Raw genomic sequence first — 13,525 nt, forward strand, 5'->3', positions numbered from 1 at the left:
TCGCGTCGACCACCGCGTCAGTGGCCTCCTTCGTCAAGCGCTCGGCCGCCTTGCGCTCACCGAGACGGCTTTGTAATAAATATCTGAATTTTATCAATATTTCTCAATCAATATAAATATTGATATGAGAGTGCGGTCCTAATTACAATACACGCCGGAATATGAGAGGCAAATATATCTAAAATCGTCGGTAGCCGCGCTGAAAATTGGCGTGGCGCCGGCGATGACGAAGCCTCCAGCCCGAGGGTGCGTGACGGTTTCACCATGGAGGCGATTCCATGTCGCGGTTGGACATCTCGACGATCTGTGATCGCATTGCCGTACAAGCCCCTTACTTCGCCTTCGGCGAGCTGGAAGGCCTGTCAGACGGGGCCGTCCGCGGCGTCTTCGCCTCGGAGCAGACGGTCGGCTATGAGCGCGGGCCAGTCGCTTCGGCCGAGGTCGGGCGCCATCTCGCCATCCTCGGCTCCTGTGCCGCCGTGGCCGGGCGGGCGACGGAGCGCATCTACTATCTCGCGACCAGGGCGCGCTTCAGCACGCTCGACGGCGTCCAGCCCCGGGACGCGGGGCGGGCCTTTGAAGCGACCGCCGAGACGGTGAGTCAGGACCGGCGTTCGCTGACGGCGCAGGCGATCGTGTCGGACGGCAAGCCTTTCGCCCATCTGCGCTGCGAGTACCAGGCCTTGCCGGAACGGGTGTTCCAGCGGCTGTTCCAGGAGTACCGGACCGAGGAGACCCCGCTCTCCGAAGGGTCTCCTTACCGGGAGCCGATCCCGCTGGAGTTCGACGAGCCGCAGGCGTTGTCGCTCGCGGCGCGAAGCCTTCCCCTGGCGCCGGCCCGATGCGCCGGCCATTTTCTCGGCTATCCGGCATGGCCGGTCGCGATCATCGCCGAAACCATCGCCCAGGTGGTGAGCCGTCTTCTGCACCACATCGTGGGCAGGGAGGTCGAGTATTCCGTGGTCCGGACCGACGTCGCGGCGCTCAGGCTCGTCCCGGCCGCCACGCCGCTGTCCTTTCATGTCGACTGCCTTTCGGCCTCGCGCACCCTCTCGCACTACGTCTTCTCCGTGCGGGTGATGCAGGGCGAGGAGGTCGTCGCCACCCTGGATACGGAGCTGCGCGTCTAGGCCAGTGCCTCCAATTATACCAACTGCCGGAACTATTGACCCGTCATGGCGAGCCCCGAAGGGCCGTGGCCATCCAGCGGCACCGGCCCCCTGGATGGCCACGGCGCTCCGCGCCTCGCCATGACGGAATGGGGCTGGAGGGTCGATCTTAAAGGCCGGATGCATCAGCCCTTCGCGAAATTGGCCGCGATCCGCTGCTGCAGATAGTCATGCGCCGTGATCGGGTCGTAGCGGCGCTCCGGGCCCTGGATCACCGCGTCCCGGTTGGCCTGGCAGAAGAAGGCCATGGAGTAGCGCGACCCCTGCGGCTCCTGCGGCTTCGGCATGCGGACGCGGTGCAGGGTGGACAGCAGCCGGTCGTCGCTCCAGCGCATCAGCATGTCGCCGATGTTGCAGGTGACGACGCCGGGCAGCGGCTCGACATCGGTCCATTCCAGCGCCTCGGCCTCCTTGCCGGGGCAGAGCTGCAGCCCGCCCTGGCCCGGGCGCTGGTGCAGCAGGGTCAGGCAGTCGAAATCCGTGTGCGCGCCGGCCCGCCAGAACTTGAAGTCCTCCGGCCGCGCATTCTCCATCGGCAGGTAGTGCAGGAGGCGCAGCGTGCTCTGGTACTCCGGCGATTGCGGGTCGTGCGCCACGGTGAAGAAATCGGGCGGGAACCCCAGCTTCAGCCGGAAGCAGTCCAGCACCTTCATGCCGAGCGCCCAGTTTGCCCGCTCGAAGGCCAGCATCGCGGCCTTGAAGCCCGACAGCTCCTCGCCGCCCGGCCACAGCGCGGCCATGCGCGGCAGGGTGATCTGGTAGGATTCCTTCTGGTCGGCCGTGCCGGTCGACGGCCGCACCTGCGCCTTGTACTCCCAGCCGGCATTGCTGCCGCCGACCAGCGGATACTTCGCCTTGATCTCCTGCGGCAGGGCGAAGAAGCGCTCCGCCATGGCGAAGGCCTCGTCGACCAGCTCCGGCGCGATGCCGTGGTCGACCAGCTGGAAGAAGCCGATCTCCGTGGCTGCCGCCCACAGCGCGTCGGCGATCTCCGCCTTCCGCTCCTCGTAGCGGCTCATGTCGATGCGCGGCACCGCGCGCGGCTTCTCCCGCCCTTCGCCGCCATAGGTCGCCTCCCGGCGCAGCTCCGCCAGCGTGGTGTCGGTCATCGCACTCTCCTTCCGTGACATGCGGTTGCTCAGGTCCTGGCGATCCGGGCCACGACCCGTTCGGCATCGGCGGCCAGCCGGTCGAGGTCGAGCCAGGTGATCCGGCCGTCCTCCACCACCGGCCGGCCGCCGACGAAGCTGTGCCGGACCGTTGCGCCGCCCGAGATGACCGGCCCCAGCACCCGGTCGTGCTGGCCGAGAGTGCGCGGCGCGCCGAGGTCGAAGATGGCGAGATCGGCCTGCTTCCCGGGCTCGATCGTGCCGATCGCGTCGAGGCCCAGGGCGCGGGCGCCGCCGGCCGTGGCCCAGTGCAGCACGGTCTCGGCGGTGGTCGCGGTCACGCCCTTCTGCGCCCGGTGCAGCGAGAAGGCGGCGTAGAGCGCCGAGGCCATGTCCGCGGCCTCGTTCGCCGCCGCCCCATCCACCGCCAGCGACACCGTCCCGCCGAGGGCATGCAGCCGGTCCGCCGGCGCGATGCCGGATCCCAGCCGGGCATTGGCCTGCGGGCAATGCGCCATGGCGGTGCCGGTCTCGGCCAGAAGCCGCAGCTCGGCCTCGTCGCATTCGACCAGATGCGCGAACCAGACGTCGGGCCCCAGCCAGCCATGCCCGGCCAGCCATTCGACCGGCCGCTTGGCATAGCGCGCCATGGTGTGGGTGACGTAGTCGATGGTCTCCGACAGATGCGAATGCAGCCGCAGGCCCATGGCCCGCGCCGCGGCGGCGACCTCGCGCAGCTCTCCCTCCTCCAGTGAGAAGGTCGGCGTCGTCGGGCCGAAGGCGACGCGGCGCATCGAATTGGGGGAGGGGTCGTGCCAGCGCCGGGCCGCAGCCTCGACCGCGGCGATCATGCGGTCCAGCGGCTCGGTCGGCAGCGGCGCCGCGCGGCCGGAATCGAAGGCCCGGCCCTTGGTGGCGCCGCCGCGGGCCAGGACGAAGCGCAGGCCGAAACGCTCCGCCGCCTCGAACAGGATCGCGTCCGGATCGAAGTCGTAGCGGTCGGAATAGACGTAGTGGTGATCGGCGACGGTGGTCGCGCCGGACAGCGCCAGCTCGGCCAGGCCGATCGTGGCGGCGACGCGCAGCGCCTCCTCGTCCAGCCGGTCCCAATAGGCGTAGGGGACCAGGCGCAGCCAGGCGGCCAGCGGCTCGTTCATCCCCTCCGGCACCGCCTTCAGCACGCTCTGGAACAGGTGGTGATGGGTGTTGACCAGGCCGGGGGTGACGACCGCGCCCGCGGCGTCGACCACCCGCTCGCCCGGCTCCGGCCGCAGCGTGCCGATCTCGGCGATGACGCCGCCGCGCACGCGGATGTCGCCTGTTGCCCGGGCCGCGGCGCCCGGCAGGCCGGTCAGGATGCCGACGGCGTCCTGAATCAGGAAGTCGGTCATGCGCGGCCCCGCGGCAGGCTCCAGGGGAACCACAGGCGCTGTACCGCGGTGACCAGGTGGAACAGCGCCAGCGACAGCAGCACTAGGACCACCAGCCCGGCCCAGGCCTGCTGCACCTTGAACATCGAGGTCGAGAACTGGATGAAGTAGCCGAGGCCCTTCTCGGCGGCGACGAACTCCGCCACCACCGCACCGATGACGGCGAGGGTGATCGAGATCTTCAGCGCCGAGAAGATGTAGGGCACGGCAAAGGGCAGGCGGATCTGCGTGATTTCGCGCATCGCCGGCGCGCGCAGGCTGCGCGACAGGTCGATCAGCTCGGGCGGCGTCGCCATCAGCCCGGTGGTGATCGAGACCACCAGCGGAAAGAAGGTGATCAGCCCGGTGATGACGACGCGCGGCGCGTCGCCGGAGCCGAGCCCGACGATGATGATCGGCGCCACCGCCACCACCGGGATCGACTGCACGACGACGAGGATCGGGTACAGCGCCCGCGACATCAGCTCCGACCGCGCCAGGCCCACCGCGATCGGCAGCGAGATGGCGATCGACGCGAAATAGCCGATCAGCGCCACCCGCAGCGTCGCCCAGACATGCTCCAGCCAGCGCGCGGTCTCGACGGCCTCGAAGCCGCCCAGGATCCGGCTCGGCGCCGGCAGCAGGAAGGCCGGGATGGCGAGCAGGCGGCAGGACGCTTCCCAGGCGACCAGGATCAGCGCGAAGGTCGCGGCCGGCAGCAGGCCGGGCGTGCGGGCCAGCCGCGCGACCCGCAGCCGCCCGGCGGCGGCACGCTCAGGCCGCACGCTTGAGGAGGAGGGCGCGGAGATGTCCGACATGGTCGTGCAGGGCCTTCTGGTTGCTGGTGTCGATGCCGCGCGGCCGGGGCAGGCCGACGGCCAGGTCCTCGACGACACGGCCGGGCCGCTCGCTCAGCACCACCACCCGGTCGGCCAGCAGTACCGCCTCGCCGATCGAATGGGTGATGAACAGCACTGTCTTGGGCTGCGCTTCCCAGATCCGCAGCAGCTCGAAGCCCATCTCCTCGCGGGTCAGGGCGTCGAGGGCGGAGAAGGGCTCGTCCATCAGCAGGATATCCGGGTCCATGAACAGCGCCCGGGCGATGCCGACGCGCTGCTGCATGCCGCCCGACAGCTCGGCCGGCAACCGTTTCTCGAAGCTCGCCAGCCCGACCCGGGCCAGCAGGGCGCGGGCGCGCTCCCGGTCGCCGGGGCCGACCCGCCCGGTCTTGTGCCGCGCCGGGAACACGACATTGTCCTCGACGGTCGCCCAGGGCAGCAGCGTCGGCTTCTGGAACACGATGCCGATATCGTCGCGCGGCTCCGTCACCGGCCTGCCGAACACCTCGACCGCACCGGCCGTCGGACGCAGCAGGCCGGCGGCCAGGCGCAGCAGGGTCGACTTGCCGCAGCCCGACGGGCCGAGCACCGCCACGAATTCGTGCCGGCCGATCACCATGTCGACGCCGCCAAGGGCCCGGAGCGTCCCGGCCTCGGTCGGGAAGGCCTGCTCAATGCCGGAAAAGCGGATGGCGGGTGGGGCCGTCATGCGCTCACAACCCCGGCAGGAAGCTGCGGTCGACGACGGATTCGGGGTCGAGCGTCGCCGGGTCCAGCTTCTCCGCCTTTGCCACGCGCTCCCAGGTCGCCTTCAGCCGGCCCGGCTCGAACACGCCGAGGCCGTCCTTCTCCGTCACCTCGTTGAAGGCGAGCGCCAGCGCGTCCTTGACCGAGCCCTCGACATCCTCGGCCGACAGCTCCGGCACCATGGCCGCGACCGCCTCCGCCGCCTCCGTCGGATGGTCCTTGGTGAATTCGAGGGATTTCCTGTAGGCGGCGACGAAGCGCCGGGCCACGTCCGGCCGCTCCTTCAGGAAGCGGTCCGAGGCGATCAGCGAGGCGGAGTAGAGGTCCAGCCCCGCCGCCGCCCAGGGCAGGATGACCAGCTCCTTGCCCGCTTCCCGCGCCTGGCCGGTGTAGCGGGCGACATCGGTCAGCCAGGCGATGATGACGTCGGTCCGGCCGGTCATCAGCATGGGCCCGAGGGCACCGGGATCGGCCTTGGTCAGCGTGATGTCGGCCTCGGACAGGCCGACATCGGCCAGCACCAGCGGCAGATAGACATTGGATTCGGTGAAGGGCGAGGTGGCGACGGACTTGCCCTTCACATCAGCGACCGTGGCGATGTCGCTGCCGGCCAGGGCGTAGAAGGCGTGCGGGCCCTTGTTGAACAGCGACATGACGGCGGTGACCGGCACCTTCTCCGTCGCCCGCGCCTCCATCAGCGCGCCGAGGCCGGCGGAGCCGATGTCGGAGGTGCCGGTGGCGATTTTGGTGATCGCCTCGGAGGAGCCGCGGCCGCTCTCGATCGTGACGTCCAGCCCCGCCTCGGCGCAGAAACCCTTCTGCACGCAGACATAGATCGGCGCCTTGTCGCCGCCCGGCAGCCAGTCGAGCTGGTAGACGACCTTGTCCGCCGCCTGCGCGGCCGGGATGGCGACGGCCAGGGCGAAGACCCCGCCGAGCAGCCTCGCGAGTGTTCCGTGCACGGAAAGCCCCCTTGGTTTGCGGCGCAGACGTGGTCCTGTCCGCCCGATCTCGCATCGGCCGGCTGCTGCGCCTGTCGTGTCGCTGAACGGAGAAGTCGGCATGGCATCGCCCCAAGCGTCGATCCTGCCGAGCAATGTCCCGGGCCTCGGCCCTGACCGCTTCTACTCGTCACCCGCAACCATGCAGGAGGCGTGCCAGTCCGGAGACTGGCGAAACGGCGATGGTTCCCGTGCTCCTGCAGGCGAGGGGCGATCCGGATTCGGGCAACCTGCCCAAACAATGGTCAGATCCGCGCTTGCCCGAAGACTGCTCATCCCGATCCTTGTGGCAACGCCTGGGGCCGGCTAGGACTGTGGGGGCAGAGGAGAGGAGGGGGGCATGGCGATCACCCCGGACCGCGACATCGAGCTGCTGCGCCGGACGATCCAGCTGGCCGAAGAGGCGCGGGCGCGCGGCGACCATCCCTTCGGCGCGCTGCTGGCCGATGCCGACGGCAACATCTTGCTGGAGGCGATGAACACCTGCGGCACGCGCGGCGACCGCACCGGCCACGCCGAGCGCAACCTGATGACCGAAGCGTCGATGACCTATGACGCCGCCTTCCTCGCCGCCTGCACCCTGTATTCCAGCGCGGAGCCCTGCGCCATGTGCGCCGGCGCGGCCTACTGGGCCGGGGTCGGCCGGGTGGTCCACGGCCTCGGCGAGCGGGCGCTCAACGCGCTGATCGGCCCCGATCCGGAGAACCTGACCATGGACCTGCCCTGCCGCGAGGTCCTGGCCGCTGGCCAGCGGCGGGTCGAGGTGGTCGGCCCGCTGCTGGAGGCGGAATCCGCCCGGGTCCATGACGGTTTCTGGCGGCCGCCGGGACCATCGTCGACGGCCTCATAGGTTTCAGAGGTTTTCGCCGGGCAACTGGCTCGCCTGCTTCACCCAGGCGGCGACCTGGGCCTCGTCGAGCTCGCCCTCGCGGATGTCGAGATAGCGCACCTCCTTGTGCTTGGACTCGCCGGGCGGGACGGGGCGCAGCGAGGTGCCGCGGAAGAAGGTCACCTTGATGTACTTCGTGAAGCAATGGAAGCTGAGGAACCAGCCCTGGCCCTCGAGGCCGTAGAAGGGCGAGTTCCACTTCACGGCCTTGCGCACGTCGGGGACGGTGCGGACGATGAGCGCGTCGAGGCGGCGCCCGATGTCGCTTTTCCAGTCCGGCATGGCCGCGATATAGGCCTGCACGGGGGCGTCGCCGTAGCCCTTGGCGATCTGGGGGTTGCCGCCGGAGAGGAGGGCGGGCTTCGCCTCCGCCGCGGGGCTCTTGCCCTTCTTCCCCTTGAGGTTCAGCGCGACGGCCGCGCGGATGAGGTCCTTGAGGGCGGCTTCGTTGATCGTCTCCCCCTCGCGGATGTCGATGGCACGCCTGATGTTGCCTTCGAGGCTGGAGTTGAAAAGGCCCGAGGGGTCCTCCAGCGAGGCGCCCTTGGCGAAGGTCATCTTCACGACGGCCTTGTAGGTCTCGCCGGTGCAGATGATGCCGCCATGCGACCACACCGGAACCCCTCTCCACTTCCACTCCTCGACCACCTCGGGGTCGGCCTGCCGGATGAGATCCCGGATCCGGGCGAGCGTCCGGCCCCGCCAGTCACCCAGCTCCGCGATCCTCGCGTCGATCAGCCGGGAGGGAGACTCTCCCCCTGTTTCCTCCGTCGCGCCGCTCTTCCTCTTGATCGCCGTTGCGTTCTTCATGGTCGCTGTCGCTCCCCCGTCTTTCGAGCATTGCCGATCGGCGTTCGATGTCGGACCAGCTTATCACGAGATCGCGTCAGCGATTTGAGGTCAGGCCGGCCGGTACACCGAAGTGGCCGTGCCGTGGAACAGCTTCGCCTGGTCCGCCGGCGGCAGCGGCGCCAGGATCCGTTTGAAGCCGGTGAAGATGTCGTCGAAGCTGCCGCACAGGCTGTCGACCGGGAAGTTGCTGGCGACCATCGCTCGGTCGGGGCCGAACATCGCCACCGTCTCGCGCACGATCCAGCCATTGGCCTCGACGGTCCAGGGCTGGCCCGGCCGGCCGAGGCCGGAAATCTTGACCGCGACGTTCGGCCATTCCGCCAGCCGGGCCATGGTCCGGTGCCAGCCGCGCAGCCCCTCCTCGCTGCGGTCGGCGGGCAGGCCGGTGTGGTTCAGCACGATCAGCGTCCGCGGGAAGTCGCGCGCCAGCGCCTCCGCCTCGTGCAGCACCCACCAGGCGGCCTGCAGGTCGAAATGCAGCCCGGCGCCCTCCAGCAGGGCATAGCCGGTGCGCCAGCCTTCGTCCGCCATCAGGCTGCGCCCCGCCTCGCCCGGCCGCGCCGGCCCGCCCGGCTTGTGGCGCACGCTGCGCACCAGCGGGAAGGCGGCCTGAGCGTGCAGCACCTCGGGCCAGTCCGCCCGGTCCAGCCAGCCCTGGGCGATGATGGCGTTGGGCCGGCCGGTCCGCGCCGCGAGATCCGACACCCAGCGGGTCTCGCCGACCGGGTCGGCGGGGTCCCATTCGGCCTCCATGTAGACGGTGGCGCGGATGTCGTGGCCGCGCGCGTCCTCGGCATAGTCCTCGGGCAGATAGCGCCGCTTGATCGGCATGTAGTCGCCGTAGCGGAAGGGGATCAGCGCCTCCGGCCGAAGCCAGGGATGGTGGCCGTCCTCCGGGACCCAGAAATGCTGGTGGGCGTCGACGATCGGTCCGGTCCACAGCGTCGGTTCGGTCATCGGGCGGCTCCGCGACGGGCGAAGGGGATGGCCAGCGTGCCGACCACATAGGTCGCGGCGCAGCCGGCGAAGAAGGTCAGCACCGCGGCATAGGCGCCGGTGGCCTGCAGGATCAGCCCGGCGGCGATCGGCACCACGATGCCGCCGACGCTGCCGGCGCAGTTCATGAAGCCGCCGACCGTGCCCTCCCTGCCCGGTGGCGCCAGCATGGCCGGCAGGCTCCAGTACAGGCTGCCGAAGCACAGCAGGAAGTCGGTCGCGGCCAGAAGGGCCACGGCCGTCCCCGCCTCGGCGACATGCGGCAGCAGCAGGAAGCCGGCCAGGGTGCCGAGGCCGGAGATGGTCAGCAGCAGCTTCAGGGCGATGCCGCGCCGCAGCCCGCGCTTCTGCAGCGCATCGGCCAGGAAGCCGGCGGTCAGGGCGCCCAGGAAGCCGGCGCCGAAGATCAGGAAGGTGGCGGCGCCCATCGCCTTCAGGTCCAGCCCGCGCGCCTGGGCCAGGTAGCTCGGGCCCCAGGTCAGGAGGCCGAAATTCATCATCGCCCAGCCGAAGCGGCCCAGCATCATCGGCGCCACGACCCGGGCGGCGACCGCGTCGCCGGTCCGGCCCTTCTCCGCCGCCTCCTGCGGCGCCGGGGCGCGGATATGCGCCAGCTCGGCGGCGTTGACGCCGGGATGCGCGGCCGGGTCGTCGCGCAGCAGGCGCCAGGCGGCGACGCCCAGCGCGATGGTGACGATGCCGGCGATGCCGAAGGCCAGGCGCCAGGAGTCGAGCGCGTAGATCAGCCAAGCGATGGCGGCCCCGCCCAGCGCGGCGCCGAGATAGCTGCCGCTGTCCATGATCACCGCGCCGCGCGCCCGCTCCTGCGGCGCCAGCCACAGCGCGTTCAGCTTGCCGCCGGCCGGGAACAGCGGCGCCTCCGACACGCCGAGGCCGATCCGGGTCAGCAGCAGGGTGAAGCCGTTCACCGCGAACATCGCCGCGGTCTGGAACACGCCCCACAGCAGGGTCGACCCGGCGATGATGCGGCTGGGCCCCATCCGGTCGATCAGCCAGCCGCCGGGGATCTGCAGCAGCGCGTAGCTCCAGAAGAAGGCGCTCAGCAGCACGCCCTGCATGGCGGGCGACAGCTCCAGCTCCTGCGCGATCGCCGGCATGCCGACCGACAGCGAGGTGCGGTCGGCCAGGTTGATCACCGTCAGCACCGCGACGAAGCCGAACACCTTCCAGCGCACCGATGTCGGCGCCTCGGCCCGCTCTGCCGTGATCCCGATCTGCGCCATCGCGTCCTCCCGAGGCGGTTCTCAGTTCGTGCGAATGCGGAACAGTCGGCCCGGCCGCGCCGCGCCGAGGGCACGGCCGATCAGCGGCCAGGCCAGCATGACGAGGCCCAGCGTGGTGATGCTGCCGACCAGGGCGTTCGACCAGAACACCGACAGGTCGCCGCCCGACATGATCATCGACTGGCGGAACGCGTCCTCCGCCTTGTCGCCCAGCACCATGGCGAGCACCAGGGGGGCGATCGGGTAGTCCAGCCGCTTGAAGACGTAGCCGGCGATGCCGAAGGCCAGCACCAGCCCCATGTCGAAGGGCGAGTTGGCGACGGTGTAGGCGCCGGCGAAGCACACCACCACGATCACCGGCCCGATCACGGCGAAGGGGATGCGCAGGATGGCGCTGAACACCGGCACGGTCGCCAGCACCAGGGCGACGGCGACGACATTGCCCAGATACATGCTGGCGATCAGGCCCCAGACGAAATCCGGCTGGTCGATGAACAGCATCGGGCCGGGCGTCAGGCCCCAGATCATCAGCCCGCCCATCATCACCGCGGCGGTGGCCGATCCGGGCACGCCGAGCGCCAGCATCGGTAGGATGGCGCAGGTGCCGGCGGAATGGTCCGCGGCCTCGGGCGAGACGATGCCGGCCGGGTCGCCCTTGCCGAAGCCCTCCTTGCGGCGGGCGAAGCGCCGGGCCAGGCCGTAGCTCATGAAGCTGGCGGCGGTCGGCCCGCCGGGGGTGATGCCCATCCAGCAGCCGACCAGCACGCTGCGCAGCAGCGCCAGCCATTGCCGCGGCAACTCGCGCATAGCGCGGCCGACGTCGCGCAGTCCGACCCGGGCGCGGATGCCGTCGAAGCGCAGCCCTTCCTCCATGGTGAGGATCAGCTCGCCGATGCCGAACAGCCCGATCACCGCGACCAGGAAGCTGATGCCCTTGATCAGGTCGGCCAGGCCGAAGGTCAGCCGCAGGTTGCCGGAGACGGTGTCCATCCCGACCGTGGCGAAAGCGAAGCCCAGCATCATCGACACGATGGTCTTCACCGGCGAGCCGCTGCCCATGCCGACGAAGGAGGCGAAGGCCAGGAAGTAGACGGCGAAGAATTCCGGCGAGCTGAAGCGCAGCGCGAACTTCGCCACCCAGCCGGACAGCAGGGTGATGACCACCACCCCGGCCAGGGCGCCGATCCCGGCCGACAGGAAGGCCAGGGTCAGCGCCCGCGCCGCCTGGCCCGCCCGGGCCATCGGGTAGCCGTCGAAGGTGGTGGCGACCGAGGACGGCTCGCCCGGGATGTTGAACAGGATCGAGGTGGTCGACCCGCCGAACAGCGCGCCCCAGTACATGCAGCTCAGCAGGATGATGGCCGAGACCGGGTCCATGGCGAAGGTCAGCGGCAGCAGCAGCGACACGCCGTTCGGCGCGCCCAGGCCGGGCAGCACCCCGACCAGGATGCCGAGCATCACGCCCAGCACCATCAGCATCAGATGATAGCCGCTCAGCACCGTGCCGAAGCCGTCGACGAGATGGGCGAGGTTGTCCACGGGGGATCTCCGGATGTCAGGCGAGGCCGAGCCAGGCCTCGACCGGGCCCTTCAGCAGCGGCACCTGGAACCAGGTCTCGAACACCAGCCACAGCAGGATGGCGACGCCGAGCCCGACCGGCACGGCGCTGCGCAGCCGATAGCCGCCCTGCAGCACCATCACCCCGGCCAGGTAGAGGGCGGAGGCGACGTAGAGGCCGAGCGGGATGGACAGCGCGACGAAGGCCGCCATCGGCCCGAAGAAGGCGGCCACCCGGCGCAACCGCACGCCGTCCAGGAACACCGTGCCGTCACGCGACAGCAGAGCCTGGACCAGGGTGCCCAGGCTGCCGGCGACGATGATCAGGCCGACGGCGAAGGGGAAGGTCCCGGGCTCGGGCCCCGCCTCGTTCCAGCCGATGCCGCTCTGCAGCCCGCCGACCGTGACCGCGGCGCCGACCGCGCCGGTGGCCGCGGCGGCCGCGCATTCCATCGCGAAGCGGGAGATGCCGCCGCCTTCAGGCCTATGACGTTCAGACATGACCGTCGTGCCCTTTCCTAGTTCTTCTCTCCTTGCGAGACCTTTTCAAAACACCCATCCCTCATCGTCATTGCGAGGAGGCGAAGCCGACGAAGCAATCCAGGGGTCGGTGCGAGCGGCCCTGGATTGCTTCGCTGCGCTCGCAATGACGGTGTGGGGAGTTCTGAGAAGTCTCACCTTGCGGAGAAGCGCCCTCCGTCAGCCGGCGAGCCAGCCCTGCTTCTGGTAGACCGCGCGCACCCGGTCCTGCTCGGCGCGGATATAGGCCTGCCATTCCTCACCGGTCAGGAACCGGCCGCTCTGCGAGCTCTTGGTCAGGTAGTCCTGCCATTCCGGCGTCTCGCTGACCTTGCGCAGCAGGTCGGTGTAGAAGGCCGTCGCCTCCGTCGGCACGCCGCCGGGCAGCCAGACGGCGCGCGGCATCTGATAGCTGTCGATCGGGATGCCCTCGTCGCGGCACAGCGGAATGTCGGCCCAGCCGAGATCGCCGGACACCTTCGGGCCAGCCGGCAGGCGCTGGGTGGCGAAGACGCAGAGCGGCCGCACCATCCCGGCCTGCCACTGGCCGCGATTCTCGTTCGGGTTGTTGGTGTTGCCGTCGATATGGCCGCCGGCCAGCTGCACCGCGGCCTCGTTGCCGCTCTTGAACGGGATGTAGGTGAAGCGGGTGCCGGTGGCATCGCCGATCATGGTGACCAGGGTCTGGTCGACATCCTTGGACTGGCTGCCGCCGAATTTGAGCGCGCCCGGCTTCTCCTTGGCCGCGGCCAGCAGGTCCGCCGCCGACTTGTACGGCGACTCGCCATTGACCCACAGCACGAACTCGTCCATCGCCATCGCCGCCACCGGCGTCAGGTCCTCCGGCGCGTAGGGCAGGTTGGCGACGAAGGGCAGCAGGTATTCGTTGTTGGTGCCGAACACCAGCTTGTGGGCGTCGCCCGCGGAACCTTTGCCGTAGACGAAGCCCTCGGCGCCGCTGCCGCCGCCCTTGTTGGTGACGATGATCGGCCGGTCCACCAGCTTGTGCTTGACGATGATCGCCTGCACGGCGCGGGCGAAGTTGTCGGTGCCGCCGCCGGGGCCGGAGGTGACGACGAATTCGATCGGCTTCTGGGGTTCCCAGGCCTGGGCGGACGCCACCGGCAGCAGCGCGGCCAGCGCCAGGGTCAGTGTCTTGAGCATCTTCGTTCTCCTCCCCTTGCTTGTGGTTG

At 69.9% G+C, this 13,525-nt stretch carries 13 protein-coding genes; 2 read left to right on the forward strand and 11 right to left on the reverse strand.

Going from position 1 to position 13,525, the window contains the following annotated elements; all coding sequences use genetic code 11:
- Positions 1–278: 278 nt before the first annotated feature.
- Positions 279–1,130, forward strand: a complete 852-nt coding sequence (locus KXR53_RS08395) for a hypothetical protein (protein WP_437374658.1) — start codon at positions 279–281, stop codon at positions 1,128–1,130.
- A gap of 164 nt (positions 1,131–1,294) precedes the next feature.
- Here KXR53_RS08395 and KXR53_RS08400 read toward each other — a convergent pair whose 3' ends face one another.
- The 5 genes from KXR53_RS08400 to KXR53_RS08420 are packed head-to-tail and all read right to left on the reverse strand — an operon-like array spanning position 1,295 to position 6,235.
- The gene (locus tag KXR53_RS08400) at positions 1,295–2,278 is read right to left on the reverse strand and encodes an isopenicillin N synthase family dioxygenase (RefSeq protein WP_437374659.1); all 984 of its coding nucleotides are present in this window, start codon (positions 2,276–2,278) and stop codon (positions 1,295–1,297) included.
- Between the two features lie 29 nt (positions 2,279–2,307).
- Positions 2,308–3,669 (reverse strand): amidohydrolase family protein, encoded by a 1,362-nt coding sequence (locus KXR53_RS08405; RefSeq protein ID WP_437374660.1) that lies wholly within the window; start codon positions 3,667–3,669, stop codon positions 2,308–2,310.
- Positions 3,666–4,505 carry an ABC transporter permease gene (locus KXR53_RS08410; protein ID WP_437374661.1) on the reverse strand — a complete coding sequence of 280 codons (840 nt, stop codon included), beginning with the start codon at positions 4,503–4,505 and terminating at the stop codon, positions 3,666–3,668. Before KXR53_RS08410 ends, KXR53_RS08405 begins: the two co-directional genes overlap by 4 nt.
- Positions 4,462–5,235, reverse strand: a complete 774-nt coding sequence (locus KXR53_RS08415) for an ABC transporter ATP-binding protein (RefSeq protein ID WP_437374662.1) — start codon at positions 5,233–5,235, stop codon at positions 4,462–4,464. Before KXR53_RS08415 ends, KXR53_RS08410 begins: the two co-directional genes overlap by 44 nt.
- A gap of 4 nt (positions 5,236–5,239) precedes the next feature.
- Complete coding sequence (locus tag KXR53_RS08420; RefSeq protein WP_437374663.1) at positions 5,240–6,235, reverse strand: ABC transporter substrate-binding protein; 996 nt, start codon at positions 6,233–6,235, stop codon at positions 5,240–5,242.
- A gap of 379 nt (positions 6,236–6,614) precedes the next feature.
- On the opposite strand from KXR53_RS08420, the gene KXR53_RS08425 reads away from it, so the two are divergent.
- Entirely contained in the window at positions 6,615–7,124 is a 510-nt protein-coding gene (locus KXR53_RS08425) for a nucleoside deaminase (protein WP_437374664.1), read from the forward strand.
- A gap of 3 nt (positions 7,125–7,127) precedes the next feature.
- On the opposite strand, the gene KXR53_RS08430 is transcribed toward KXR53_RS08425, so the two are convergent.
- From KXR53_RS08430 to KXR53_RS08455, 6 genes are all read right to left on the reverse strand, one after another.
- Positions 7,128–7,973: a DUF1801 domain-containing protein gene (locus KXR53_RS08430; RefSeq protein WP_437374665.1), complete on the reverse strand. Its 846-nt coding sequence runs from the start codon at positions 7,971–7,973 to the stop codon at positions 7,128–7,130.
- A 90-nt stretch (positions 7,974–8,063) separates the two neighbouring features.
- Positions 8,064–8,972 carry an amidohydrolase family protein gene (locus KXR53_RS08435; RefSeq protein WP_437374666.1) on the reverse strand — a complete coding sequence of 303 codons (909 nt, stop codon included), beginning with the start codon at positions 8,970–8,972 and terminating at the stop codon, positions 8,064–8,066.
- On the reverse strand, positions 8,969–10,255 hold the full coding sequence (locus KXR53_RS08440; protein ID WP_437374667.1) for an MFS transporter: 1,287 nt from the start codon (positions 10,253–10,255) through the stop codon (positions 8,969–8,971). The genes KXR53_RS08435 and KXR53_RS08440 overlap by 4 nt, the downstream gene beginning before the upstream one ends.
- A gap of 21 nt (positions 10,256–10,276) precedes the next feature.
- Positions 10,277–11,794 carry a tripartite tricarboxylate transporter permease gene (locus KXR53_RS08445; RefSeq protein WP_437374668.1) on the reverse strand — a complete coding sequence of 506 codons (1,518 nt, stop codon included), beginning with the start codon at positions 11,792–11,794 and terminating at the stop codon, positions 10,277–10,279.
- Between the two features lie 16 nt (positions 11,795–11,810).
- Positions 11,811–12,314, reverse strand: a complete 504-nt coding sequence (locus KXR53_RS08450; protein ID WP_437374669.1) for a tripartite tricarboxylate transporter TctB family protein — start codon at positions 12,312–12,314, stop codon at positions 11,811–11,813.
- Between the two features lie 198 nt (positions 12,315–12,512).
- Entirely contained in the window at positions 12,513–13,496 is a 984-nt protein-coding gene (locus KXR53_RS08455) for a Bug family tripartite tricarboxylate transporter substrate binding protein (protein WP_437374670.1), read from the reverse strand.
- Positions 13,497–13,525: the final 29 nt, after the last annotated feature.

This window comes from Inquilinus limosus (assembly GCF_051487185.1).
Lineage (GTDB): Bacteria > Pseudomonadota > Alphaproteobacteria > DSM-16000 > Inquilinaceae > Inquilinus > Inquilinus limosus_F.